The sequence below is a fragment of the Streptomyces sp. SUK 48 genome, assembly GCF_009650765.1.
GTDB lineage: Bacteria > Actinomycetota > Actinomycetes > Streptomycetales > Streptomycetaceae > Streptomyces.
The window spans coordinates 5,856,839-5,882,256 of sequence record NZ_CP045740.1 but is presented as its reverse complement, the minus strand read 5'-3'; the positions used below and the strand labels follow the sequence as shown (position 1 = coordinate 5,882,256).

Below are 25,418 nucleotides of genomic sequence, written 5' to 3'. Positions count from 1 at the left end.
GCATCAAGCGGCCGGACACCAGCCGCCCGCCGGTCATCGGAGATCGGCGCAAGGCGCACATGCATGGAGGACGTGACGTGGCGAACGACGCCAGCACCGTTTTCGACCTAGTGATCCTCGGCGGTGGCAGCGGTGGTTACGCCGCGGCCCTGCGCGGGGCGCAGCTGGGCCTGGACGTCGCCCTGATCGAGAAGGACAAGGTCGGCGGCACCTGCCTGCACCGGGGTTGCATCCCCACCAAGGCCCTGCTGCACGCGGGCGAGATCGCCGACCAGGCCCGCGAGAGCGAGCAGTTCGGCGTCAAGGCCACCTTCGAGGGCATCGACGTCCCGGCCGTGCACAAGTACAAGGACGGCGTGATCGCCGGCCTGTACAAGGGCCTCCAGGGTCTGATCGCGTCCCGCAAGGTGACGTACATCGAGGGCGAGGGCCGGCTGTCCTCCCCCACCTCCGTCGATGTGAACGGTCAGCGTGTCCAGGGCCGTCACGTCCTGCTGGCGACCGGCTCCGTGCCGAAGTCGCTGCCGGGCCTGGAGATCGACGGCAACCGGATCATCTCCTCCGACCACGCCCTCGTCCTGGACCGCGTGCCCAAGTCCGCGATCATCCTCGGCGGCGGTGTCATCGGCGTCGAGTTCGCCTCCGCGTGGAAGTCCTTCGGCTCCGACGTGACCGTGATCGAGGGCCTCAAGCACCTCGTGCCGGTCGAGGACGAGAACTCCTCGAAGCTGCTGGAGCGCGCGTTCCGCAAGCGCGGGATCAAGTTCAGCCTCGGCACCTTCTTCCAGAAGGCCGAGTACACCCAGGACGGTGTCAAGGTCACCCTCGCCGACGGCAAGGAGTTCGAGGCCGAGGTCCTCCTCGTCGCCGTCGGCCGCGGCCCGGTCTCCCAGGGCCTCGGCTACGAGGAGCAGGGTGTCGCCATGGACCGTGGCTACGTCCTGGTCGACGAGTACATGCGCACCAACGTCCCGACCATCTCCGCCGTCGGCGACCTGGTCCCGACCCTCCAGCTCGCGCACGTCGGCTTCGCCGAGGGCATCCTGGTGGCGGAGCGCCTGGCCGGTCTGAAGACCGTCCCGATCGACTACGACGGTGTCCCGCGGGTGACGTACTGCCACCCCGAGGTCGCCTCCGTCGGCATCACCGAGGCCAAGGCCAAGGAGATCTACGGCGCGGACAAGGTCGTCGCTCTGAAGTACAACCTGGCGGGCAACGGCAAGAGCAAGATCCTGAACACCTCGGGCGAGATCAAGCTCGTCCAGGTGAAGGACGGTGCCGTGGTCGGCGTCCACATGGTCGGCGACCGCATGGGCGAGCAGGTCGGCGAGGCCCAGCTGATCTACAACTGGGAGGCGCTGCCGGCCGAGGTGGCCCAGCTCATCCACGCCCACCCGACGCAGAACGAGGCGATGGGCGAGGCGCACCTGGCCCTGGCCGGCAAGCCGCTGCACTCCCACGACTGAGCCCTCGGTCACGGGCGCGACGACACAGACTTCCGCAATTCGTAAGGAGCAACCGAAACCATGGCGGTTTCCGTAACCCTTCCGGCGCTCGGTGAGAGCGTCACCGAGGGCACCGTCACCCGCTGGCTGAAGGCCGAGGGTGAACGCGTCGAGGCCGACGAGCCGCTGCTCGAGGTCTCGACCGACAAGGTCGACACCGAGATCCCCTCGCCCGTCTCCGGCGTGCTGGCGTCCATCAAGGTCGCCGAGGACGAGACCGTCGAGGTCGGTGCCGAGCTGGCCCTGATCGACGACGGCAGCGGCGCCCCCGCCGAGGCCCCGGCCCCGGCCGCCGCCGAGGCCCCCGCCGAGGCTCCGGCCCCGGCCGCCGAGCCCGCCCAGGCGCCGGCCGCCGAGGCCCCCGCCGCGCCGGCTCCGGCCGCCGAGGACGCCGCCCCCGCCGGTGGCGCCCAGGGCACCGACGTGGTCCTGCCCGCGCTCGGTGAGTCCGTCACCGAGGGCACCGTCACCCGCTGGCTGAAGTCGGTCGGCGACTCCGTCGAGGCCGACGAGCCGCTGCTCGAGGTCTCCACGGACAAGGTCGACACCGAGATCCCCGCGCCCACCTCCGGTGTGCTGCTGGAGATCGTGGTCGGCGAGGACGAGACCGCCGAGGTCGGCGCCAAGCTCGCCGTCATCGGCGCCCCGGGTGCCGCCCCGGCCGCCGCTCCGGCTCCGGCCGCCCCGGCCCCGGCCGCCGCCCCGGCCCCGGCCGCCGAGCCCACCCCGGCTCCCGCCCCGGCCGCCCCGGCTCAGGCTCCGGCCGCCCCCGCGGCCCCGGCTCAGGCCGCTCCGGCTGCGGCTCCGGCCGCCCCGGCGCAGCCCGCCGCCCCGGCTCCGGCTCAGGCGCCCGCTCAGGCTCCGGCGCCCGCTCAGGCTCAGGCTCCGGTCACCCCGGCCACCGCGCCGACCTCCCCGACCGCCACCCAGGCGACGGACGAGGGCGCGTACGTGACCCCGCTGGTGCGCAAGCTCGCCGCCGAGAACAGCGTCGACCTGGCCACCGTCAAGGGCACCGGCGTCGGCGGCCGTATCCGCAAGCAGGACGTCATCTCCGCCGCCGAGGCCGCGAAGGCGCCCGCCGCCGCTCCGGCTCCGGCCGCCGCGACCGCCCCGGCGGCCAAGAAGGCCCCGGCGCTGGAGGTCTCCCCGCTGCGCGGCCAGACCGTCAAGATGACCCGCATCCGCAAGGTCATCGGCGACAACATGGTCAAGGCGCTGCACGAGCAGGCCCAGCTGTCGTCGGTCGTCGAGGTCGACGTGACGCGTCTGATGCGGCTGCGCGGCCAGGCGAAGGACTCCTTCGCGGCCCGTGAGGGCGTCAAGCTCTCCCCGATGCCGTTCTTCGTCAAGGCCGCCGCGCAGGCGCTGAAGGCCCACCCGGTCATCAACGCCAAGATCAACGAGGCCGAGGGCACGATCACCTACTTCGACACCGAGAACGTCGGTATCGCGGTGGACTCCGAGAAGGGCCTGATGACCCCGGTCATCAAGCGCGCCGGCGACCTCAACATCGCGGGCATCGCCAAGGCCACGGCGGAGCTGGCCGGCAAGGTCCGCGCCAACAAGATCACCCCGGACGAGCTGTCCGGCGGGACCTTCACCATCTCCAACACCGGTTCGCGCGGTGCCCTGTTCGACACGATCATCGTGCCGCCGGGCCAGGTCGCGATCCTCGGCATCGGTGCCACGGTCAAGCGTCCGGCCGTCATCGAGACCGAGGAGGGCACGGTCATCGGCGTCCGCGACATGACCTACCTGACCCTCTCCTACGACCACCGCCTGGTCGACGGCGCCGACGCGGCCCGTTACCTGACGGCGGTCAAGGCGATCCTGGAGGCCGGCGAGTTCGAGGTCGAGCTCGGCCTCTGACCCCCGATCGAGGCTTTTGCCCTGATCAAGCGGTACGACACCCCGTCCGGAACGTTCCGGGCGGGGTGTTCGCGTTTGTCGTCATGCCTCCCGTGTAAGCCTCGTCTCACCTGCATCGAAGCGCCCCCCGCGCACGCTCCCGCCGAGCGAAGCCGCCGTATTGTCTAGATGTCAGCCCCCGGGAGGAGCCCTCATGACCGCGCCCGTAGTCCACTCGCTGCGCGAACAGATCCGCGAGCACATCGTGGAGGGAATCGTCAGCGGGCGCTGGCAGCCGGGTGAGCGCATCGTGGAGCGCCGTATCGCCACCGAGCTGGAGGTCAGTCAGACCCCGGTGCGCGAGGCGCTGCGGGAGCTGGAGACGCTGCGGCTGATCGAGTCCGCGCCGAACAAGGGCGTCCGGGTCCGCAATCTCACCGCGGCCGACCTGGAGGAGAGCTACCCGGTCAGGGCCGGCCTGGAGGCCATCGCCGCCGAGCTGGCCGCCGACCGCCTCTCCACCGACTGCTCGGCCCTGGAACCCCATGTGCTGGCCCTGTACGAGGCCGACCGCGCCGCCGACGGCACCGCGCAGGTGCGGCACACCGTGGGCTTCCACCGCGAGCTCGTGCGCGCCGCCGACAACTCGGTGCTGCTGCACACCTGGGAGGGGCTCGGCATCGAGGTCTTCACCGCGCTGTCGATCCGCTGGCTGGGCACGGTGCAGCAGTCGTACGCCGAGGAGCACGAGGAACTGGTGCAGGCGTTCAAGCGCCGGGACCCGCGGATCGCGGAGCTCGTGAAGGCGCACGTCCTCGGCTGCGCCCCCCGCGCCTGACCGGCCGCTGCCTGACGCCGCACTGGCCCCGTACTGACACGGGCTGACATCCGGCTGACGCTCGCACCCCCGAGCGCACCCCCGCTCACCTGCGAATTCCCTGATCAAAGTCGGCACCGGGTGCCCAGTTCCAAGGCACCGGGTGCCGACTTTCTTGGAATCAAGAGGTTTTCCCGCTCAACCCTTTGATCGATCATCGATCAGGGAGTTACAGTCACCGACGGACTTCCACCCGAGGTCCTCTGCCCTGTCCTGCCAAAGACCAAGGGCACCCCCGAACCCTTACCGATGAGGGAACCCCCTTCGACTGAGGAAGGCGGCGACATGACCGACCCCCACGCCATCCAGCAGAGCGAGCTCGACCAGCTCCCGGACCGCGACCCTGAGGAGACCGCCGAGTGGCGGGCCTCCCTGGACGCCGTGGCCAGGGAGGCAGGCCCGCATCGCGCCGCGTACCTGATGCGGCGCACGCTGGAGCGCGCCGAGGCGGGCGGCATCGCGCTGCCGAAGCTGCTGGAGACGGACTACGTCAACACCATCCCCACCTCCGCGGAGCCGGGCCTGCCCGGCGACCCGGAGATGGAGGCCCGGATCACCGCCTGGAACCGCTGGAACGCGGCCGCGATGGTCACCCGGGGCAGCAAGCACGGCGTGGGCGGCCACATCGCCACCTTCGCCTCCGCGGCCTGGCTCTACGAGACCGGCTTCAACCACTTCTTCAAGGGCAAGGACACCGGGGAGGCCGCCGGGTCCGGCGACCAGCTGTACATCCAGGGCCACGCCTCCCCCGGCATCTACGCCCGCGCCTTCCTGGACGGCCGCCTGAGCGAGGCGCAGCTGGACAACTTCCGCCAGGAGGCGGGCGGCGACGGTCTGCCGTCGTACCCGCACCCGCGCCGGCTGCCCTGGCTGTGGGAGTTCCCGACCGTCTCCATGGGCCTCGGCCCGCTGTCGGCGATCTACCAGGCGCGCTTCAACCGCTACCTGACCAACCGCGGCATCAAGGACGTCTCGGCCTCGCACGTATGGGCGTTCCTCGGCGACGGCGAGATGGACGAGCCCGAGTCGACGGCGGCCCTCGCGCTCGCCTCCCGCGAGGGTCTCGACAACCTGACCTTCGTCATCAACTGCAACCTCCAGCGCCTGGACGGCCCGGTCCGCGCCAACTTCAAGATCGTGCAGGAGCTGGAGGCCCAGTTCCGGGGCGCCGGCTGGAACGTCGTGAAGACGCTGTGGGGCACCGCCTGGGACGAGCTGTTCGCGCTCGACACCACGGGCGCGCTGGTCCGCCGGCTGCGCCAGGTGCCGGACGCGCAGGTGCAGACGTACCAGACCCGCGACGCCGCCTACATCCGCCAGGACTTCTTCGGCGCCGACCCGGCGCTCGCGGAGATGGCGAAGCTGCTCTCGGACGACAAGATCCTCGAGTGCTTCCACCTCTCCCGCGGCGGTCACGAGGCGCGCAAGGTCTACGCCGCGTACAAGGCTGCCGTCGAGCACAAGGGCGCGCCGACCGTGATCCTGGCCCAGACGGTCAAGGGCCACACCCTGGGCGACGGCTTCGCGTCGAAGAACGCCAACCACCAGATGAAGAAGCTGACGGTGGACGAGTTCAAGACGATGCGGGACCTGCTCGGCCTGCCGATCAAGGACAGCGACTTCGCCGACGGCGTGGTGCCCTACGGCCACCCGGGCGCCGACTCCCCCGAGGTCCGCTACCTCCAGGAGCGCCGCGCGGCCCTCGGCGGCCCGGCCCCGGCCCGCCGTACGCACGCGCTCGCCCCGCTGCCCGCCCCGGCGGAGAAGGCGTTCGCCTCCTTCGACAAGGGCTCCGGCTCGCAGAACGTGGCGACCACGATGGCCTTCGTACGCCTCGTCAAGGACCTGGTCCGCGACAAGGAGACGGGCAAGCGCTGGGTGCCGATCGTCCCGGACGAGGCGCGCACCTTCGGTATGGAGTCGCTCTTCCCGTCGCTCGGGATCTACTCCCCCAAGGGCCAGACGTACGAGCCGGTCGACCGCGACCAGCTGATGTACTACAAGGAGGCCAAGAACGGCCAGATCCTCAACGAGGGGATCACCGAGGCCGGTTCGATGGCCGACTTCATCGCCGCGTCCACCGCGTACGCGACGCACGGCGAGGCGATGATCCCGTTCTACATCTTCTACTCGATGTTCGGCTGGCAGCGCACCGCCGACCAGATGTGGCAGCTCGGCGACCAGCTCGGCCGCGGCTTCCTCGTCGGCGCGACGGCCGGCCGTACGACGCTGACGGGCGAGGGCCTCCAGCACGCCGACGGCCACTCGCCGGTGATCGCCGCGACCAACCCGGCCGCGCTGTCGTACGACCCCGCGTTCGCCTACGAGGTCGCGGTGATCGTCCGCGAGGGCCTGCGCCGGATGTACGGCGAGGCCCGGCCGGGCGAGGACCAGAACGTCTTCTACTACCTCACCGTCTACAACGAGCCGCTGCCGCAGCCCGCGAAGCCCGGTGTCCCCGGGATCGACGAGGGCATCGTCAAGGGCCTGTACCGCTTCAACACCGCGGAGTCCGCGGGCGTGACCGTCCCGGCCAACGCCCCGCGCATCCAGCTGCTGGGTTCCGGTACGGCGATCCACTGGACGCTTCAGGCGCAGCGCCTGCTGGCCGAGGAGTGGGGGGTCGCGGCCGACGTCTGGTCGGCGACGTCCTGGACCGAGCTGCGCCGCGACGCGCTGGACGCCGACGCGGCCCTGCTGCGCGGCGAGGAGCGGGTGCCGTACGTCCGCCGGGCGCTCCAGGGCGCCGAGGGCCCGGTCCTCGCGGTCTCCGACTACATGCGTCAGGTCCCGGACCAGATCGCGCAGTGGGTCGACCAGGACTGGTCCTCCCTCGGCACCGACGGCTTCGGCATCTCGGACACCCGTCCGGCCGCCCGCCGCCACTTCGGTGTGGACGCCGAGTCCATCGTGGTCGCCGCCCTCGCCCAGCTCGCCCGGCGCGGCGAGGTCAAGGCCACGGCGGTCAAGGAGGCCCGGGAGAAGTACGGGCTGTGATCGCCGCGCGGTGACGCGCGAGGTGACGTGAGAAGGGGTACGGCGAGGAGCCGTACCCCTTTCTCTGTTCAGTGCCGCTTCTCTGTCGGTGCCGCCCGGCATCATGGGGCCATGCGTGCGGCCCGGCTCATCAAGATGGTCCTGCTCCTCCAGTCGCGGGCGGCGATGACCGCCGGTGAGCTGGCGCGGGAGCTGGAGGTCTCGGAGCGGACGGTGAACCGGGACGCGCGGGCGCTGTCGGAAGCGGGGGTGCCGGTGTACGCGGACCGGGGGCGGGCCGGCGGATACCGGCTGGTCGGCGGGTACCGGACGCGGCTGACGGGGCTGGCGCGCGACGAGGCGGAGGCGCTGTTCCTCAGCGGGGTGCCGGGGGCGCTGCGCGAGATGGGCCTCGCGGACGCGGCGTCGGCGGCCCGGCTGAAGGTGGCGGCGGCGCTCCTGCCCTCCCTCCAGGACGCGCCCCGGGCCGCGGCCCGGCGCTTCCACCTGGACGCGCCGGGCTGGTTCAAGGCGCCCGGGACGCCCGCGCTGCTGCCCGCGCTGGCCGAGGCGGTGTGGGACGACCGCTGTGTCACGGCCCGCTACCGGCGCGGGGACGGCGAGGTGGCGCGGCTGCTGGAGCCGTACGGACTCGTGCTGAAGGCGGGCGCCTGGTACCTGTGCGCCCGGGTGCCGGACCCGGGGGCCTTCCGCACCTACCGCGTCGACCGGTTCACCTCCGTCGAGGCCCGGGAGACCCGTTTCGAGCGGGACGAGGACTTCGACCTGCCCGCCCACTGGTCCGCCCAGGCCGAGCGGTTCGCGCGCTCGCTGCTGCGCGCCGAGGCCGTCGTACGGCTCTCCCCGGCGGGGGTGCGCGGGCTGCCGGACGCCGTCGGTGTCCCGGCCGCCCGGGAGGGGCTGGCCGGTGCCGGGGAGCCGGACGGGGCGGGCTGGGTGACGGTGACGCTGCCGGTGGAGTCGGAGGAGGTCGCGCACGCCCAGCTGACCGGGCTCGGCCCCGAGGCGGAGGTGCTGGCGCCGGGCAGCCTGCGGGCGCGGTTCGCGCGGGACGCGGCGCGGCTCGCGGCACTCTACAAAGCGGCGTGACGCGGCCGCCGTACTCCCGCGTGCGCCCCACCGGCGCAGGCCCGATGCTGGAGCGGTGATGGACGAGACGGAGTTCTGGGAGCTGGTCGACGGCACGCGCGAGGCCGCCGGGGGCGATCCCGAGGACCAGGCCGAGCTGCTGGTGGAACGGCTCACCCGACTGGACCCCGAGCGGGTCCTGGACTTCGCCCGTCATTTCGAGGCCCGCTACAACCGCGCCTACCGCTGGGACCTGTGGGGCGCCGCCTGGGTGCTCCTGGACGGGGCCAGCGACGACGCGTTCGACTTCTTCCGGTGCTGGCTGATCGGCCAGGGCCGGGAGGTGTTCGAGGGCGCCCTGCACGACCCGGACGCGCTGGCCGGGCTGCTGGGCGACTTCGACGAGGAGGTCGACGGCGACGCCGAGGAGCTGGGGTACGCGGCCGACGAGGCGTACGAGCAGCTCACCGGCACGGTGGCGGCCGACCTCGGCATCCCGCCCGCGCCCGCGGAACCGGTGGGCGGCCCGGTCGACCTGGAGAACGAGGCGCTGCTCGCCGAGCTCTACCCGAGGCTCTGGGCGCGCTTCAGGGGCTGAGGGGCGGATGTGGTGGGGGTGTGGGACCCGGGGGACGTGGGTGTCGCGGGCGTACGCGAGGGTGTGGCGGGCGTACGCGAGGGTGCGCGCGGGGCGCGCGGTGTCGGCGCGCCGGGCGCCCGGCCCTGGAGGCGCGCCGCCGTCTCCCTGATCTCCGGCAGCCGGGCGGTGAGGGCGGCGCCCGGGCAGTTGGTCATGAAGCCGTCGTTGTGACCGGCGACGGCGGGCAGCGTGACAGTGGTGCCCGCGCGGAAGCGGCTGTGCCCGTTGCTGGAGACCAGCCGCACCCGGGCGCGCGGATCGATGTCGGCCGGCCCCAGCTTCCAGGCGGCGACGGCCGCGATGGCGTCCGTCATGGCGCGCGGCACCGGTACGCCCGCGGTGAAGGTGCCGATCGCGGCGATCCCGGCGGTGCGGTGGTTGAAGCCCTGCGCGTGGGCGCCGGTGACGGCCCGGTCGGCGCCGCCCGCCCGGCCCTCGTAGATCGTGCCGCAGCGGTCGACGAGGAAGTTGTAGCCGATGTCGTCCCACCGCCGGACGCCGGTCTGCCCGGCGTAGAGCCGGCGGATGACCTCGGGGGTGTCCGCGCACCGGTAGGCGTTGGACGAGTCGGTGTGGTGCACGAAGACGGCGATCACCTTGTCGTCGTAGCGCGGCGGCGGCTGGCTGTGCCCGGCGGGGGTGCCGGCCAGCCAGGCGGAGCGCGGCACGATCAGGGGCCGGCCGGCGAGGTGGGTGCTCCTGGTCCCGGGCGCGGCGGAGCGCAGGCCGAGCGCGGCGGGCCGCTCCGTGCCGCGCGCGTACAGGGCGAGCGCGAGGACGGCCATCAGACCGGGCAGGGAGCCCAGCAGCACCAGCAGCGGGCCGGGGAGCCGGCCCCGGCGCGGGCCGCGGATTCCCCTGGCTCTTCGGACGACGGACATGGCCCCACTCTCGGACCGGTCGCCCCTGCCCGCGATGTGCGCTGTGCCACCTGGCGGAACCAACGTCCCGGTCCGGGACGTTTCTGCGGTTACGGGCACACGTGGCCGGTTCGCCGTCGGCACCCGATCATGTACCTGTGACCCTTCAGCGGGCCCGACCCGCCCGAGTGAGGGGTCCGAAGAGAAAGGCGGCTCCGTGGACCTGCTCGACCTGCTCCTGGTGCTGGTGATCCTCCTGTACGCCGCGTCCGGTTACCGGCGCGGCCTGGTGGCCGGGTGTGTCTCGCTGGCCGGGTTCGTCGGCGGCGCGGTCGTCGGCGTATGGGCGCTGCCGTGGGTGACCGGCCAGGTGGCGCGGGGTACGGCGACGGCGACGGTGCTCGCGGTGCTGACCGTGCTGGTGCCCGCCGCGGTGGGTCATGAGCTGGCGGGCCGGCTCGCGCTGCGGCTGCGCGGCGGCCTGGACAAGGGCCCGCTGCGGGTGGTGGACGGCGTCGGGGGCGCGGCGGCCAACGCGGTCGCGGTGCTGATCGTGTCCTGGGTGGCGGCGAGCGTGCTCAGCGCGGCCCCCTCCCCCGCGCTGACCACGGCGATCCGGGACTCCTCGCTGCTCGGCGCCGTCCAGCGGACGATGCCGGAGACGACGCCCGCGTGGTTCTCCCGGGCCACCTCGGCGCTCACCGACGCGGGGTTCCCGCAGGTCTTCAACCCGTTCGAGAACGAGTCGACGGCCCAGGTGCCCCGCCCCACCGGGGACAGCGTCACGGCGGCCGCGGCGACCGCCGCCAAGACGAGCACGGTCAAGATCGAGGGGGTCTCGGGCAGCGAGGGCCGGGAGGGCAGCGGGTTCGTGTTCGCGCCGGGGCGGGTGATGACCAACGCGCATGTGGTGGCGGGCATCGCCCGGCCGAGCGTGCGGGTGGGCGGGGTCGGCCCGGTGTACCCGGCGCGGGTGGTGCTCTTCGACCCCGACCGGGATGTGGCGGTGCTGTACGTGCCGGGGCTGAGCGCGCCGGTGCTGCGCTTCGACACCGCCGCCTCGCGCGGGGACTCGGCGGTGGTGGCGGGCTATCCGCAGGACGGCAGCCTGAACCTCCAGGCGGCGACCGTGGGGAACCTGGTGCGGGCGACCGGGCAGAACATCTACAGCGACGGCGCGGTCACCCGGGAGATCTACTCGATCCGCTCCACGGTCCGGCCGGGCAACTCCGGCGGGCCGCTGCTGACGGCGGACGGCCGGGTGTTCGGGGTGGTGTTCGCCCGCTCCACCTCGGACGCCGAGACGGGGTACGTGCTGACGGCGTCCGAGGTGGCGGCGGACGCCCAGCGGGGGGCCACGGCGACGGCGGCGGTGGACACGGGCGCGCTGGTGGGCTGAGCGTGGCCGCCCGGTCCGGCTGGTCCGCCCGTCCGCCTGGTCCGCCTACAGGGCGCGGCCCATGGAGATGTCGTCGACGTAGGTGCCGTCGAGCAGGAACTCGTCCGGGCTGACGCCCTCCACGGTGAAGCCCTCGGCCTCGTAGAGCTTCCTGGCCGGGGTGTTGTGGCCGAGCACGCGCAGGTTCAGCCGGCGGGCGCCGCGCGCGCGGGCCTCGGCCACGGCGGCCCGGATCAGCGCCCGCCCCAGGCCCCGGCCGCGGACCTCCTCGGCGACCACGAAGCCCTGGATGGTGAGGATGTGCGCGTGGGCGGGCAGCGGGATCATCTGGGCCAGGCGCACGTAGCCGACGAGATGCCCGTCCAGCTCGGCGACGAGGAAGTCGCCGGGGTGGTGGCGCTCGTCGAAGAGCGGCGGGTACGGCGGCTCGGGGCGGGGCGTCACCGCGTGCAGGGTGGACCAGGTGGTCCGGTCGAGGCGGGCGAGGGGCTCCTCGTCCGCGGGCGTGGCAAGGCGTATGTGCGGCTCGGGCATGGGGGTCACCCTAAGTGGGCGTCCCCCGGGCGGCCTACGGGGTTTCCCGGCCCGTGCCCCGGACGCCCCCGGGGTTCCGGGTCCGCGCCCCGGGCGGCCTCGGGGGCTCCCTGTCCGCGCTCCGGGCGCGCGCGGGCGCTTCGTGGTGGCGCGCAAGGGCATCGTGCGGCGCGCGGAACGGATGTGACCATATGCGACCTCCATGCGACCGTGCCCTGCCCATGCGCGACTCCTTATGACCGATCCCGGCGCTGATACTCGACCCGAACTCGGGTATTCCTGAAGCCGGTTGGGGCACAACGTCTCCACCGACCGCTCAGCGCAACCACAGGAGGGGCCTCGTGCTTGAGCCCGCGAACCAGGTGGACGTCGTCATCGTGGGAGCCGGCATCGCCGGACTCTCGGCGGCCCACCGGCTCACCAGCGCAGGAGTGACGACCGCAGTCCTGGAAGCCGCCTCGTGCGTCGGCGGCCGCATGGCGACGGAGAAGGTCGACGGTTTCCGGCTCGACCGGATCGGACAGCTGCTGTCCACGGCGTATCCCGAGCTCCGGCTGACGCCGGGGCTGGACTCCCTGGCCCTGCGCTCCTTCGCGCCGGGCGTGCTGCTGCACCGCGACGGGCGCACCCACCGGGCGGGCGCGCCGGCGAACGGAGGAAGCGCGAGGGGCGCACTCCATGCGGTGCGCGCCCTGGCAAGCGCCCCCAGAGGGGTGACGGCGCCGCCCGGACGGGGCGGTGGCGCGCCGGTGGGCGGCGCGATGGACCAGGCGCGGCTGGGCGCCGCGCTGAACCGGATCGCCGCGATGCCGGTCGAACGGCTGCTCGCCCGCCCGGAGCTGCCCGCCGCGCAGGCCCTCGCGGCCCGGGGGATACCGGCCCGCACGGTCGAGGGCTTCCTGCGCCCGCTGCTCGCCGCGCTGCTGTGCGACCCGGACCTGACGACGTCCAGCCGGTGCGCGGACCTGGCGCTGCGGGCGTTCGCGAGCGGGCGGCTGTGTGTGCCGGAGGGCGGCGCGGACATGATGCCCGAGGTGATGGCGCGGGCGCTGCCGCCGGGGACCGTGCACACCGGGGTGCGGGTGACGTCGGTGTCCACGACGTCCGTGACCACGGCCGAGCACGGGGAGATCCGCTGCCGTGCGGTGCTGCTGGCCACCGACGCGCGCGCGGCGGCGGAGCTGCTGCCGGGACTCAGGGTGCCGGAGTTCCACCCGGTGACGGTGGTCCACCACACGACGGACGAACCGGCGGCGGCGTTCTCCACGGGCGCCTCGCTGCTGCTGGACGCGGACCGGGGCGGCCCGGTGGCGCACACGTCGGTGCTCAGCAACGTGGACCCGAGCCGGGCGCCGGGCGGCCGGGTGCTGATCTCCTCGACGGTGCTCGGCACCCCGCCCGAGGGCGTGGACACCGCGGTCCGCATCCACCTCTCCCGCCTCTACGGCATGTCCACGCGCCGCTGGGAGACGTTGGCCGTGCACCACTCCCCGCAGGCCGTCCCGGTCATGCGCGCCCCGCACGACCTCCGCCGCCCGGTGCGCCTGCTCGCCGGCCTCTACGTCTGCGGCGACCACCGCGGCACCAGCACCCTCCAGGGCGCCCTCCACTCCGCCCACCGCGCCGTCCGCTCCCTCCTCGCGGACCTGGGCACCACGGGCTCCCTGCACGCGGCCGACCCGGCCCCGACCATGCCGAAGGCCGCCTGACGCCGGCCTGCCCGCCGGGCCACCACGACAGCGTGGCCCGGCGGTGCCGGTCCCGTTCCCCGCCACGTCGGCCGGTGGCGGCCTCAGTTCAGGGCCGCCACCTTCTCGTGGTACGTCCGCGCCGGGGCCGCGTCCTTGTAGGGCTCCAGGCGGCGTTCGAAGTCGCGGATGTATTCGACGGCGCGGGCGCTGCGCATGTCCGCGGCCTGGGCCGCGGCCTCCGTGGCCAGCGCGCACGCCTGGTCGAGTTCGCCGAGGCCGAGGCGGGCCGTGGCGAGGACGACCCGGCAGAAGAGCCGGCTGCGGGCGTACGCGGGGGCGCGCAACTGGAGCGAGCGCTCCGCGTGTTGCGCGGCCGCCCGGAACTGCTGGAGGTCCCGGTAGCAGTGCCCCAGCTCGTCCGCGAGCTGGGCCTCGTCGAAGAACCGCGCCCAGTACGGCACTTCGTCCCCCGGCCGGGCCGCCTCCAGCGCCCGCTCGGCCCGCACCAGCGCCGCCGTGCACGCCCGCACCTCCCCCAGCACTCCGTGCGCCCGCGCCTCCGCCGCGTGCAGCAGCGACTGCACGGCCGGTGGTCCCCCGGTGCCGATCCCCTGCTGGGCGACCCGCGCGAGCTGCACCGCCTCCCTGCCGTGCCCGAGGTACACCGCCTGCCTGCTCATCGTGACCAGCACGAAGGAGCCGTACGGCCGGTCCCCCGCCGCCTGCGCGAGCCGCAGCGCCTGCACGAAGTACCGCTGGGCCAGCCCGTGCGCGGCGATGTCGTACGACGTCCAGCCCGCGAGCCGGGTCAGGTCCGCGGCGGCCGAGAACAGCCGGCGCCCGGTGGGCTCGTCGTAGCTCCCGCGCAGCATCGGCTCGCACTCGTGCTCCAGGTAGCGCACCAGCGCCTGGCGGGCGTGGCCGCCGCCGAACCGGTCGTCCAGGGTGCGGAACAGCTCCCCCACCGAGCGCAGCGCGGCGATGTCGCCCCCGACGACCCGGTGCCCGGGGATGCGCTCCAGGGGCCCGCTCGCCCGGGGCCGCCCGACCGGTGTCCGCAGCACGCCGGGCCGCCCCTGCGCGGGCACCCGGGGCGCCGGCTCCCGGGCCACCCGGTCGTCGGGCTTGCCGATCAGCCAGTCCCGGCTGGGCACGACGAGCCCCGCCGGGGTGAACGCGATCTTGCGCAGCTCGGCATGGCTGCCGGAGTCCTTGCGCCACAGCCCGCTGACGATGTCCACGGCCTCCTCCGGGGTGGCCGCGAACTCCAGCCCGGCGTACACCGGCGCACACGCGTCCAGGCCGAGATCCTGGGCGGAGAGCCGGCGCCCGAGCCGGCGGGTGAACACCTCGGCGATCAGCGCGGGTGTGGTGCCTCTCGGCTGCTGGCCGCGCAGCCAGCGGGTGACGGATGTCTTGTCGTATCTGAGGTCCAGCCCGTGTTCCAGGCCGAGCTGGTCGACGCGCCGGGCCAGACCCGCGTTGGAGAACCCCGCCTCTGCGATGAGCGCGGCGAGCTGGCGGTTGGGGGTGCGCTGCGCGGGTCGGTCCGTCATCTGTGGTGCGGTCTCCTGCCTCCGGGCGTCGTGACGTGCCGGGATTGCCTGTGAGCAGCCCTTTTGGCCTCATGAACGGCGCGAATGTAGCGGAGAGTGAGCACCCGCTCGGATACTTCAGCTTTCATTCATCCGATCGTGTGAGGAACGCCCTCAGGGCTGACGTCCCACGGACGGACGTACAGTGGCGTGGGCGCGTTACGTGCCTGACATCGCTAGGGAGGCGCTTGCCGTGAGTGAATTGCGGTTCGTCCGAATGGGGTTCGGCGCGGAGGCCGTCGACTACCAGGAGGCATGGGACGAGCAGCGCCGGGTGCACGCCGCCCGGTTCGCCGACGAGATCCCGGACACGCTGCTGCTCCTGGAGCACCCCCCGGTCTACACGGCGGGCCGGCGCACGGAGGACAGCGAGCGCCCGCTGGACGGCACCCCGGTGATCGACGTGGACCGCGGCGGCAAGATCACCTGGCACGGCCCGGGCCAGCTGGTGGGCTACCCGATCCAGAAGCTCCCGCGCCCGGTGGACGTGGTGGCGCATGTACGACGCCTCGAAGAGGCCCTGATCCGCACCTGCGCGGAGTTCGGCCTGGAGACCACCCGCGTCGAGGGGCGCAGCGGCGTCTGGGTGCTGGGCGACCCCGTCGAGCAGCGGCCCGCGATCGGCGGCCTCTCCCTCGACTTCGACCCCCGGCTGACCGACGACGAGTTCGATCCCCGGCTCGACGGTCCCGAGTACGCCCCCTCCAACGCCGGCCAGCGCCGCGAGGACCGCAAGATCGCCCAGATCGGCATCCGGGTCGCCAAGGGCGTCACCATGCACGGCTTCTCGTTCAACGTCTGCCCCGACATGAAGTGGTTCGACCGCATCATCCCCTGCGGCATCCGCGACGCGGGCGTGGCCTCCCTGGCGAGCGAGCTGGGCCGGGACATCACGGTGGAGGAGGTCGTACCGGTGGCCGAGAAGCATCTCGGGGAGGTCCTGGAGAACGCCGACCTGAGGCCCCGGGCGATCGAGAAGGCGTCGGCCTGAGAATCCCCCGGACGGGAATGCGCCCTGCGGTCATGAGGTTGGTCTCGTCGCCAGGGCGTGCAGAACACGGGCGTACCCTGGGGGACGCCGAAGAATCAAAGCTGAGGGAGCCGGTCGTGTCCGCAGTCGCACCCGACGGACGCAAATTGCTGCGCCTGGAGGTCCGCAACAGCCAGACCCCCATCGAGCGCAAGCCCGAGTGGATCAAGACCCGGGCGAAAATGGGCCCCGAGTACACCAAGATGCAGAACCTCGTGAAGAGCGAGGGCCTGCACACGGTCTGCCAGGAAGCCGGCTGCCCGAACATCTACGAGTGCTGGGAGGACCGCGAGGCGACCTTCCTCATCGGCGGCGACCAGTGCACCCGCCGCTGCGACTTCTGCCAGATCGACACGGGCAAGCCCGAGGCCCTGGACCGCGACGAGCCCCGCCGGGTGGGCGAGTCCGTGGTCACGATGGACCTCAACTACGCCACCATCACCGGCGTCGCCCGCGACGACCTGGCGGACGGCGGCGCCTGGCTGTACGCCGAGACCGTGCGCCAGATCCACCAGCAGACCGCGGAGCGCGCGGACGGCCGTACGAAGGTCGAACTGCTCGCCCCGGACTTCAACGCGGTCCCCGAGCAGCTGGCCGAGGTCTTCGAGTCCCGCCCCGAGGTCTTCGCGCACAACGTCGAGACGGTGCCCCGGATCTTCAAGCGGATCCGCCCCGGCTTCCGCTACGAGCGGTCCCTGAAGGTCATCACGGACGCCCGCGACTTCGGCCTGGTCACCAAGTCCAACCTGATCCTCGGCATGGGCGAGACCCGCGAGGAGGTCAGCGAGGCGCTCCGGCAGCTGCACGAGGCCGGCTGCGAGCTGATCACCATCACGCAGTACCTGCGCCCCTCCGTGCGCCACCACCCCGTCGAGCGCTGGGTGAAGCCGCAGGAGTTCGTGGAGCTGAAGGAGGAGGCCGAGGAGCTCGGCTTCTCCGGTGTGATGTCCGGCCCGCTGGTGCGCTCCTCGTACCGCGCCGGCCGCCTGTACCGGATGGCGATCGAGAAGCGCGGGAGCTACGTCGCCGGCCAGGCGGTGTGAGCCCCGTACCCCCGCCTGTGTGTGAATTCGCGCACAAGTGATTACCAGCCGGTAACGGCCGGTTCGGCGCGGTCCTGACCGTCCTCCCTGATGAGGACGCCCGTCAGGGCCGCGTCAGCGTTTACGGGCCCCGTATCAAGGTTTCATTGGCGTTTGACCGCTCGGACACGCCCTGGTAACACCGATCAGTGACCCTCGAATCACACCCCGTACACCACCCGCTCGCAGGGGGTATCCCGACCATGCAGGCCACGCCGGTACGCGCCACCGCCATCCCCTCCCTCACCGACGCCCTCCGCGCCGTCGAGTCGCTGCTCATGAGCGGCGGCCAGCGCACCGCCCGCCGCAACGCCTGGACCTCGGTCCTGGAGGACCGCCGCCGGGCCAGGGACCGGGTGGAGGCGCAGCGCTTCTACGAGCGGTCCGCGGACGGCTCGTAGCACCGTCCGCGCACGGTCCGCGGCGCCGCCGCCGCCCGCGGGCACTGCCGTCGTCCGCGCTCCCGGGGCCACGTAGACTTCGTGCCATGGCGAGGAAGGAAACCGCGGCGGACGCCGCGAATGCCGGGCGACTGAAGCAGATCGCCCTCACATACAAGATGACCCGCAAGGTCGACACCAAGATCGGCCTTGTGCTCGCGGCGGTCGGCCTCGGCACGCTCGCGGTGTTCCTCGTGATCGGCTTCTTGCTGGGCCACCCGGTGTACCTGGGCATCTTCGGCCTGCTGGTCGGCCTGCTGGGGGCGGCGGTGGTCTTCGGCCGCCGGGCCGAGCGGGCCGCCTTCGGTCAGATGGAGGGCCAGCCGGGCGCGGCGGCGGCGGTGCTGGACAACGTCGGCCGGGGCTGGACCACCACCCCCGCGGTGGCGATGAACCGCAGCCAGGACGTGGTGCACCGCGCGGTCGGCAAGGCCGGCATCGTGCTGGTCGCCGAGGGCAACCCGAACCGGGTGAAGAGCCTGCTGGCCGCCGAGAAGAAGAAGATGAACCGCATCGTCGCCGATGTGCCGGTGCACGACATCATCGTGGGCACCGGCGAGGGCCAGGTCGAGCTGAAGAAGCTGCGGACCACCATGCTGAAGCTCCCCCGGGTGCTGACCGGCCCCCAGGTGACCACCACCAACGACCGGCTGCGCGCGCTCGGCGACCTGATGAGCAACATGCCGGTGCCGAAGGGTCCGATGCCCAAGGGCATGCGGATGCCGAAGGGCGGCAAGAGCGGCCGCTAGGCCCGCGACGCGGCACGCTCGCGGTACGACTCGTAGTACGACGATGGGGGCGCCCGGTGTGACACCGGGCGCCCCCATCGTCGTACCGCTCGCCCCCCTGAGGGCTCAGACCCGGACCTCGACCGTCTTCGCCAGCCGGTCGTGCAGGCCGCGGCCGTCCCGGTCCCAGACCAGGGCGGGGATGGCGAGGCACAGCAGGACGGTGCGCACCAGGGAGCGCAGCGGATTGACGGTGCCGGTCTCCAGGGCCACGACCCGGATGCCGAAGAGGCGCTTGCCCGGGGTGAAGCCGATGGTGCCGACCAGCAGGGCGCTCATGACGAAGAAGACGCCGAGCGCCCAGTTGCCGGTGCCCTGGTCGTAGCCATGCGTGATCAGGCTGTATGCGATCAGCAGGCACAGCGCCCAGTCGACCGCGATGGCCCCGAGCCGCCTGCCCGGCCGGGCCAGAGAGTTGGGGCCCTCCTCGGGAAGACCCAGCTGTTCACCCCGGTAACCGAAGTCCGCGCCGGCGTCTTCCATGGCCGCGCGAGGGCCGGAGAGCCACGATCCGATTGCCTGCCTGTTGTCCACCCGACCACGGTACTGCGTCCCCATATGCCCGGGGGACGCCGGGGTGTCCCGGGGCTACGGTTGAGGAGGACCCGGTTAACTTCTGCGAAACAATCGGGTCACGCCGGAGAAATCACCCGTCCCTAGGGTCATGACGAGCGTGTGCCACCGCACTGGCCGCACGAACGATCTACCACCCCGGCGAGGACGGTCGGGAGTAGGAGGAGCTGGATGTTCCAGAACGCCGACGAGGCCAAGAAGTTCATCGCGGACGAGGACGTCAAGTTCATCGACGTCCGGTTCTGCGACCTGCCGGGCATCATGCAGCACTTCACCGTGCCCGCCGAGGCGTTCGACCCGGACGAGGAGCTGGCCTTCGACGGATCCTCGATCCGCGGTTTCCAGGCCATCCACGAGTCCGACATGGCGCTGCGGGCCGACCTGTCCACGGCGCGGGTCGACTCGTTCCGCCGGGACAAGACGCTCAACATCAACTTCTTCATCCACGACCCGATCACGGGCGAGCAGTACTCCCGTGACCCGCGCAACGTGGCCCGCAAGGCGGAGGCGTACCTCGCCTCGACCGGCATCGCGGACACCGCGTTCTTCGGTCCCGAGGCCGAGTTCTACGTGTTCGACTCGGTGCGCTTCCAGACCAGCGCGAACGAGTCCTTCTACCACATCGACTCCGAGGCGGGCGCCTGGAACACCGGTGCGGTGGAGAACAACCGCGGCTACAAGGTCCGCTACAAGGGCGGCTACTTCCCGGTCGCGCCGGTGGACCACTTCGCCGACCTGCGCGCCGAGATCTCCCTGGAGCTGGAGAAGTCCGGCCTGAAGGTGGAGCGCCAGCACCACGAGGTGGGCACGGCCGGCCAGGCGGAGATCAACTACAAGTTCAACACGCTGCTCGCCGCCGCCGACGACCTCCAGCTCTTCAAGTACATCGTGAAGAACGTGGCCTGGCGCAACGGCAAGACCGCGACCTTCATGCCGAAGCCGATCTTCGGTGACAACGGCTCGGGCATGCACGTGCACCAGTCGCTGTGGAGCAACGGCGACCCGCTGTTCTACGACGAGGCCGGGTACGCGGGCCTGTCCGACACCGCCCGCTACTACATCGGCGGCATCCTCAAGCACGCCCCGTCGCTGCTGGCCTTCACCAACCCGACGGTGAACTCGTACCACCGCCTGGTGCCGGGCTTCGAGGCGCCGATCAACCTGGTGTACTCGCAGCGCAACCGCTCCGCCGCGATGCGTATCCCGATCACCGGTTCCAACCCGAAGGCCAAGCGCGTCGAGTTCCGCGCGCCCGACTCCTCCGGCAACCCGTACCTCGCCTTCTCGGCCCTGCTCCTCGCGGGCCTGGACGGCATCAAGAACAAGATCGAGCCGGCCGAGCCGATCGACAAGGACCTCTACGAGCTGGCTCCCGAGGAGCACGCGAACGTCGCCCAGGTCCCGACCTCCCTCGGCGCCGTCCTCGACCGCCTGGAGTCCGACCACGAGTTCCTCCTCCAGGGCGACGTCTTCACGTCCGACCTGATCGAGACCTGGATCGACCTCAAGCGCACCCAGGAAATCGCCCCCCTCCAGCTGCGCCCGCACCCGCACGAGTTCGAGCTGTACTTCGACGTGTGATCCACCCCCCACCGGGCCCGCCGCACGAGGGGCCCGGTGGCCCGCGCACGCACCGGGGCCGCCTCCTTCGCGGGAGGCGGCCCCGGACGTATGTCACGACCTGGACGCGTCAGGGCACCACGACGACCACCACGGGGGAGTTGTAGCCGTAGCCGAAGCCGTTGTTGAAGCCGTAGAAGCCGCCGCGGTTGAAGCCGCGGTTGAAGTTGTTGAAGCCGAAGCAGTTACGGCCGTAGCAGCCACGGTTGGTGGAGACGTGGGTCTGGGTGGACGCCGACGCGGTGCTCGCGGCGGCCACGGTGGCCCCGCCCGCCAGCAGAACGCCGACGGCGGACACCGCGGCGAGACGCCTCGCGCGCTGTGCATTCATCGAACTGCCCTCCTTCCATTCCCCCGGGCCGTTTCGGGCACCGGAAGATGGCCGCACCCGCGCGGTCGGCGGGACGCGGTCGTGGGTGATGCCGCCTGGATTCAGGAAGCAGGGCTGACGTTCCCCTGGTCGACGGGGATGGCGCACGTCCGGCGCACCCTGCGGCGCGGCTCTGCTGAAAATGCTAGCGGCCGGACCAGCACCCGGCATCCGGACACGAAACGGGCGTAAACGGGCTGCTCAGAGCCCCTGCGCAACCTTTCGCACCGCTCAGGCTTCCTACTTCCGGGGGCCCCACGGGATCATGCCCCGCAGCTGTCCGGACGAGAGAGGTTGAACGGGGAATGTCTGAACAGGACGACTGGGAGCGGGAGTTCGATCATGGCTGGGCGGACTCCGCCCCGCACAAGGAGCCTTCCGCCCGCGCCCGGATGCTCGCCGCCCGCTGGAAGGAGAACCCGCCGGACTCGGCCCGCTTCCGCGGCGACCCGGAGCACACGGGGTCGCGCCGCTCGTCCTGGGTGTCGACCGCGGTGGTCCTCGGCTGCGTGGCCGCGGTGATCGTGCTGCTCGGCTACGCGCGCCTGCGGAACGGTTACTGATCCGTCACGGTGGGTCATGCCGTCAGGAGTGAGGAAAACAGTAAGGCGGCCGAGCGGGGCCTGTCGGCCCCCTCGCCATACCGGGCCGCAGGTGCACACTGGACAGCGGGACGAAGGTGCCCGACTGCGGGGTGATGCAAGATGCAGAGCCGCTTGAGGAGCGACCGGCGGCTGACCGTGCGGATGACGGTCACGATGTTCCTGCTCGGACTGCTGTACGTGGCCTTCATCGCCGCGCTGCTCGTACTGCTGAAGTCCTGGCTGCTGGTCGTGGTCCTGATGGGCGCGATGTTCGTGGCCCAGTTCTGGTTCTCCGACCGGATCGCGATGTTCGCCATGCACGGGCGGGTCGTGGAGCGCGAGGAGTATCCGGAGCTGCACGCGGTGGTGGACCGGCTGTGCGCGATGGCGGACATGCCGAAACCGACGGTCGCCGTGTCCGAGATGGACATGCCGAACGCGTTCGCGACGGGCCGCAACCCCGATCACGCCGTGGTCTGCGTGACCACCGGGCTGCTGCGCCGGCTGGAGCCCGGCGAGCTGGAGGGCGTGCTGGCGCACGAGCTGTCGCACGTGGCGCACAAGGACGTCGCCGTGATCACCATCGCCTCCTTCCTCGGCGTGGTCGCGGGCCTGCTGGTGCGCTTCGCCTTCTACTCGCAGATCTTCGGCGGGGGCCGCAGGGACCAGAACACCGCCGTCGTCTTCGCGGGCGTGATGGGCGTCTCGGCGGCCGTGTACGCGATCAGCTTCCTGCTGATCCGGACGCTGTCGCGGTACCGGGAGCTGGCCGCCGACCGCGCCGCCGCGCAGCTGACCGGGCGGCCCTCGGCGCTGGCCTCGGCGCTCACCAAGGTCACCGGGGACATCGCCCGCATCCCGACCAAGGATCTGCGCACGGCCCAGGCGTTCAACGCCTTCTACTTCACCCCGGCGACCGGCAAGGAGCCGGGCATCGAGCGGTTCTTCTCCACCCACCCGACACTCCAGCAGCGGCTGGACCAGCTGGGCCGGATCTCGGCGGAGCTGGGTGACACGACCGTACCGCCGGAGGCCGACCGGGCATGAGCCGACCGGAATCCGGTACCTCACCACAGAAGGCGGGCTGAGCGTTGGGGTTGCTGGACATCCTGCTGGGGCGCACCAAGCCCGTCGCCCCCGACCTCGACCGGCTCTTCGCGCTGCCCTCGGCCGCCATCACGCTCCAGGCCGCGATGGGGTTCGCCCCGACCGGCCGGGGCGCGGTGTGCTTCGCGACCGTGGAGGGCGCGGCCTTCGAGCAGACCCACCGGGAGGTGCGGGAGCTGCTGGACGCGGACGCGGAGCGCGCCGGGTCGCCGGTGGAGCTGAGCCGGGACGACTACGGCTACTCGTGGCTGGTCTCCCGCCGCTCCCCCGACCAGCTGCCGCAGCTGGTCAACGATCTGCACGCGGTGAACAGCTCGCTGGAGATCAACGGCTTCGGCCCGCAGCTGCTGTGCTCGCTGGCCGGCTTCGCCGACGATTCGGGGCGCGCTCTCGCGCTCGTGTACCTGTACAAACGGGGGACCTTCTATCCCTTCGCCCCGCTGCCCGGGGGCGGCGAGCGCCGGGACAACGCGCTGGAGCTCCAGGCGCGGTCCGTGCTCGCCGGTGATCTGCGGATCGAGCAGGATCTGTCCCGCTGGTTCCCGGTGTGGGGCGCCCCCGGTCTGTGAATCCCGGGGGCGGGGGCCGGGGCGCCAGGGCCCACGGACCGGGACCCGCACGGGCCGCGCCGTCCGCGGCGCCGGGCGCCCCGCCCAGGGGGTCGCCCGGCGCGGCGGGGATCAGCGGCTGTAACGCATGAACGCCCGCACCATGTGGCACGTGGTGCCGGACGGCGGGCGCATGCCGATCGTCTCGGCGGTGCCCCGGATGGTGTCGTCGCGCGCCTGGTCCGGCAGGTAGACGCCGGAGTCGAGCAGGGCGATGGCCAGGCGCATGGCCTTCAGGCGGCGGTTGTGCGAGACGTACCACTCCCGGGGCCGCCCGGCCGGCAGGGGCCGCTTGGCGGCGGGCTCGTACGGCGAGTCGAAGGGCACGGGGTGCTGGGCGGTGGACTGGGTCGGCGACGGCTTCGGCTTGAGAGCGGCAGCGGGCACGGGCATCCTCCAGACGCGATCAGGGCACCGGCCGGCGAGCCCGGCGGCACCCTCGAACACTGCTTCTATTCTACGGCGGACCACTGACAAAAGGCCCTGGCCACAAGGGCTTTCGGGGCTCCCGGGGCAGGGGTGGCGAACGGGTTCTCGCGTACCGTGGGGGCATGGAGATCTGGATCAATCCGGCCTGTTCGAAGTGCCGCAGCGCGATCAGCCTGCTCGACGCCGAGGGGGTCGGGTACACCGTGCGGCGCTATCTGGAGGACGTGCCGAGCGCGGACGAGATCAGGGCCGTACTCGGGCGCCTCGGCCTGGAGCCGTGGGACATCACCCGGACCCAGGAGCCGGCCGCCGCGGAACTGGGGCTCAAGGACTGGGCGCGGGACGAGGACTCCCGGGAGCGCTGGATCCGGGCGCTGTCCGAGCACCCGAAGCTGATCCAGCGGCCCATCATCACGGCGGACGACGGCACGGCGCTGGTGGCCCGGACGGAGGAGACGGTACGGGAGGCGATCGCGCACGGGACGAAGTCCGGGTGACGGGGGTGCGCCGGGGCGGGTGAGCGGCCCGCGTCGACGTCCGGGTGAGGGGACGTGAGGGGCCGCCGCGCGGGGCCCGGTGCCGCCGTCGCCGGTCTCCGGACGGCTCGGGCCGATTGCCGAGGGCGGTGCGCCGGGCGCCTCTCAATGGCGGAACGTGCCGCACCGGGCGGTTCGGTCGGCGGGGAATCCGATCTCCCCATCCCTATTCTGTGGACGGATCAGCGGGGGGTGAAACGGGCCGGAAAGGCCCCCTCACCGGGAGATCACGCGCATGAGCGACCAGAAGAACACGGATGAATTCCCCCGGCGCCGATTCGTCGCGCTCTCGGGCACCGTCGGCGGCGCGGCACTGTTGGCCGGCGCCGGAGTCATGACGGGGACGACCGCCACCGCGGACACGGCGCACGGCGGGCCCGCGCCCACCCCGTCGTGCTCGACCACCCCGCCGCCCGGCGGGGCGAATCCCTGTCCGCCCGCCCAGCTCCAGCCCCTGTGCGGCATGCCCAGCGACAACGACCTGCTGTGGAACGACGTCAAGTACTGCACGCAGGGCATCACCCCGCCGCCCCCGCAGGGCAAGCCCGACTGCCTGAAGGTGACCCCGAACTACGTCGTGCTGCACGGGAGTCCGGAGAACACGCACAACTATCTCCTCCTCCCCTCGTGCCGGATCACGGGCATCGAATGCCCGTTCATCCACATGGACTCGGCGGCGAACTACTGGCACGAAGCCTGGGAGAACGCGCGGCACGGGGGAAGCGTGCCGGTGCAGTACGCGAACATCGGCCTGGGAATCAATTCGCAGCACGCGCGCCGCTATCAGCAGCTGCACATCCACATGGCCGGGATCAGGCCGAGCACCCAGCGGCGGCTCCAGGAACTGGAGGCCCAGGGCCGTATGGCCACCCAGCCCTCCCAGTGGGCCGCGCCCGCCAGCCAGGCGCCCGTCTCGGGGCCCGCGGGCTCGGGGGACCGCGTCTACCGCATCCTCAGGCTCCAGGACCTCCAGCAGAACCTGTTCACGCTGCTGTACCGGAACGTGGTGGTCCCCAACTCGCTGAACATGGCGGACCAGACCCTCATCGTGGTCCCGAAGATGACGGCCGCCGGGGTCTTCGCCGGTTCCTTCTACGTCCTCAACAGCGACACGTCCCTCCACGACGGCACCAGCACCTGCGACTACCTGCTGGTGTACGGCTGACGGGGCGCCGGGGTCGCGGCCGGCCGGTTTCACCCGGCCGGCCGGGTCCCGTAGGTGATCCGGGGCACA

24 protein-coding genes are annotated in these 25,418 nt (G+C 72.2%); 18 read left to right on the top strand and 6 right to left on the bottom strand.

Translation table 11 applies throughout. The annotated features are described in order from the left end of the window. The first annotated feature begins 77 nt into the window (after window positions 1-77). The 6 genes from lpdA (at window position 78) to GHR20_RS25920 (ending at window position 8,896) form a co-directional block, all read left to right on the top strand. Entirely contained in the window at window positions 78-1,466 is a 1,389-nt protein-coding gene (gene lpdA, locus GHR20_RS25945) for a dihydrolipoyl dehydrogenase (RefSeq protein WP_111582322.1), read from the top strand. A gap of 60 nt (window positions 1,467-1,526) precedes the next feature. Beyond that, a complete protein-coding gene (gene sucB, locus GHR20_RS25940) occupies window positions 1,527-3,377 on the top strand; it encodes a 2-oxoglutarate dehydrogenase, E2 component, dihydrolipoamide succinyltransferase (RefSeq protein WP_153814534.1) in 1,851 nt (616 codons plus the stop codon). A gap of 193 nt (window positions 3,378-3,570) precedes the next feature. Continuing rightward, window positions 3,571-4,194 carry a GntR family transcriptional regulator gene (locus GHR20_RS25935; protein WP_046421248.1) on the top strand — a complete coding sequence of 208 codons (624 nt, stop codon included), beginning with the start codon at window positions 3,571-3,573 and terminating at the stop codon, window positions 4,192-4,194. A 324-nt stretch (window positions 4,195-4,518) separates the two neighbouring features. Further along, window positions 4,519-7,230: a pyruvate dehydrogenase (acetyl-transferring), homodimeric type gene (gene aceE / locus GHR20_RS25930; protein ID WP_153814533.1), complete on the top strand. Its 2,712-nt coding sequence runs from the start codon at window positions 4,519-4,521 to the stop codon at window positions 7,228-7,230. A 111-nt stretch (window positions 7,231-7,341) separates the two neighbouring features. Further along, the gene (locus GHR20_RS25925; protein WP_153814532.1) at window positions 7,342-8,319 is read left to right on the top strand and encodes a WYL domain-containing protein; all 978 of its coding nucleotides are present in this window, start codon (window positions 7,342-7,344) and stop codon (window positions 8,317-8,319) included. A 58-nt stretch (window positions 8,320-8,377) separates the two neighbouring features. Beyond that, window positions 8,378-8,896 carry a DUF4240 domain-containing protein gene (locus GHR20_RS25920; RefSeq protein ID WP_161215117.1) on the top strand — a complete coding sequence of 173 codons (519 nt, stop codon included), beginning with the start codon at window positions 8,378-8,380 and terminating at the stop codon, window positions 8,894-8,896. Here GHR20_RS25920 and GHR20_RS25915 read toward each other — a convergent pair. After that, complete coding sequence (locus GHR20_RS25915) at window positions 8,863-9,723, bottom strand: peptidoglycan recognition protein (protein ID WP_243878405.1); 861 nt, start codon at window positions 9,721-9,723, stop codon at window positions 8,863-8,865. The two genes, GHR20_RS25920 and GHR20_RS25915, sit on opposite strands and share 34 nt — an antisense overlap. A gap of 292 nt (window positions 9,724-10,015) precedes the next feature. Here GHR20_RS25915 and GHR20_RS25910 point away from each other — a divergent pair, with 292 nt between their 5' ends. Next, window positions 10,016-11,197, top strand: coding sequence for a MarP family serine protease (locus GHR20_RS25910; RefSeq protein WP_153814530.1), 1,182 nt, complete (start codon window positions 10,016-10,018; stop codon window positions 11,195-11,197). 45 nt (window positions 11,198-11,242) lie between these two features. Here GHR20_RS25910 and GHR20_RS25905 read toward each other — a convergent pair whose 3' ends face one another. After that, window positions 11,243-11,731 carry a GNAT family N-acetyltransferase gene (locus GHR20_RS25905; protein WP_194858993.1) on the bottom strand — a complete coding sequence of 163 codons (489 nt, stop codon included), beginning with the start codon at window positions 11,729-11,731 and terminating at the stop codon, window positions 11,243-11,245. A gap of 341 nt (window positions 11,732-12,072) precedes the next feature. On the opposite strand from GHR20_RS25905, the gene GHR20_RS25900 reads away from it, so the two are divergent. Beyond that, complete coding sequence (locus GHR20_RS25900; protein WP_153814528.1) at window positions 12,073-13,440, top strand: NAD(P)/FAD-dependent oxidoreductase; 1,368 nt, start codon at window positions 12,073-12,075, stop codon at window positions 13,438-13,440. 83 nt (window positions 13,441-13,523) lie between these two features. On the opposite strand, the gene GHR20_RS25895 is transcribed toward GHR20_RS25900, so the two are convergent. Next, entirely contained in the window at window positions 13,524-14,978 is a 1,455-nt protein-coding gene (locus GHR20_RS25895) for a regulator (RefSeq protein ID WP_153814527.1), read from the bottom strand. A gap of 232 nt (window positions 14,979-15,210) precedes the next feature. Between GHR20_RS25895 and lipB the strand changes: the two genes are divergently transcribed. The 4 genes from lipB to GHR20_RS25875 all read left to right on the top strand — a co-directional run bounded on the left by lipB (window position 15,211) and on the right by GHR20_RS25875 (window position 18,318). Next, complete coding sequence (gene lipB, locus GHR20_RS25890; RefSeq protein ID WP_153814526.1) at window positions 15,211-16,008, top strand: lipoyl(octanoyl) transferase LipB; 798 nt, start codon at window positions 15,211-15,213, stop codon at window positions 16,006-16,008. Between the two features lie 116 nt (window positions 16,009-16,124). Then, window positions 16,125-17,090 carry a lipoyl synthase gene (gene lipA / locus GHR20_RS25885; protein WP_111582311.1) on the top strand — a complete coding sequence of 322 codons (966 nt, stop codon included), beginning with the start codon at window positions 16,125-16,127 and terminating at the stop codon, window positions 17,088-17,090. Window positions 17,091-17,332: 242 nt separating this feature from the next. Beyond that, a complete protein-coding gene (locus GHR20_RS25880) occupies window positions 17,333-17,530 on the top strand; it encodes a hypothetical protein (protein WP_111582310.1) in 198 nt (65 codons plus the stop codon). A gap of 86 nt (window positions 17,531-17,616) precedes the next feature. Then, complete coding sequence (locus GHR20_RS25875; protein ID WP_085564385.1) at window positions 17,617-18,318, top strand: DUF4191 domain-containing protein; 702 nt, start codon at window positions 17,617-17,619, stop codon at window positions 18,316-18,318. Window positions 18,319-18,423: 105 nt separating this feature from the next. On the opposite strand, the gene GHR20_RS25870 is transcribed toward GHR20_RS25875, so the two are convergent. Then, window positions 18,424-18,891 (bottom strand): RDD family protein, encoded by a 468-nt coding sequence (locus tag GHR20_RS25870; protein WP_085564386.1) that lies wholly within the window; start codon window positions 18,889-18,891, stop codon window positions 18,424-18,426. A 210-nt stretch (window positions 18,892-19,101) separates the two neighbouring features. Here GHR20_RS25870 and glnA point away from each other — a divergent pair, with 210 nt between their 5' ends. After that, window positions 19,102-20,511, top strand: coding sequence for a type I glutamate--ammonia ligase (gene glnA, locus GHR20_RS25865; protein ID WP_111582309.1), 1,410 nt, complete (start codon window positions 19,102-19,104; stop codon window positions 20,509-20,511). A 109-nt stretch (window positions 20,512-20,620) separates the two neighbouring features. Here the strand turns inward: glnA and GHR20_RS25860 are convergent, their stop codons facing one another. Continuing rightward, the gene (locus GHR20_RS25860; protein WP_148027422.1) at window positions 20,621-20,881 is read right to left on the bottom strand and encodes a hypothetical protein; all 261 of its coding nucleotides are present in this window, start codon (window positions 20,879-20,881) and stop codon (window positions 20,621-20,623) included. A 344-nt stretch (window positions 20,882-21,225) separates the two neighbouring features. Here GHR20_RS25860 and GHR20_RS25855 point away from each other — a divergent pair, with 344 nt between their 5' ends. The 3 genes from GHR20_RS25855 to GHR20_RS25845 all read left to right on the top strand — a co-directional run bounded on the left by GHR20_RS25855 (window position 21,226) and on the right by GHR20_RS25845 (window position 23,180). Beyond that, entirely contained in the window at window positions 21,226-21,483 is a 258-nt protein-coding gene (locus tag GHR20_RS25855; RefSeq protein ID WP_153814525.1) for a hypothetical protein, read from the top strand. Between the two features lie 141 nt (window positions 21,484-21,624). Further along, window positions 21,625-22,551, top strand: a complete 927-nt coding sequence (htpX, locus tag GHR20_RS25850; RefSeq protein WP_111582306.1) for a zinc metalloprotease HtpX — start codon at window positions 21,625-21,627, stop codon at window positions 22,549-22,551. 44 nt (window positions 22,552-22,595) lie between these two features. Continuing rightward, window positions 22,596-23,180 (top strand): hypothetical protein, encoded by a 585-nt coding sequence (locus GHR20_RS25845; RefSeq protein WP_153814524.1) that lies wholly within the window; start codon window positions 22,596-22,598, stop codon window positions 23,178-23,180. Window positions 23,181-23,291: 111 nt separating this feature from the next. Here the strand turns inward: GHR20_RS25845 and GHR20_RS25840 are convergent, their stop codons facing one another. Beyond that, on the bottom strand, window positions 23,292-23,606 hold the full coding sequence (locus GHR20_RS25840; protein WP_153814523.1) for a hypothetical protein: 315 nt from the start codon (window positions 23,604-23,606) through the stop codon (window positions 23,292-23,294). Between the two features lie 164 nt (window positions 23,607-23,770). Between GHR20_RS25840 and GHR20_RS25835 the strand changes: the two genes are divergently transcribed. Then, the gene (locus tag GHR20_RS25835; RefSeq protein ID WP_153814522.1) at window positions 23,771-24,145 is read left to right on the top strand and encodes an arsenate reductase family protein; all 375 of its coding nucleotides are present in this window, start codon (window positions 23,771-23,773) and stop codon (window positions 24,143-24,145) included. 274 nt (window positions 24,146-24,419) lie between these two features. After that, window positions 24,420-25,349 (top strand): CDP-diacylglycerol diphosphatase, encoded by a 930-nt coding sequence (locus GHR20_RS25830; RefSeq protein ID WP_243878134.1) that lies wholly within the window; start codon window positions 24,420-24,422, stop codon window positions 25,347-25,349. The last annotated feature ends 69 nt before the right edge of the window (window positions 25,350-25,418 follow it).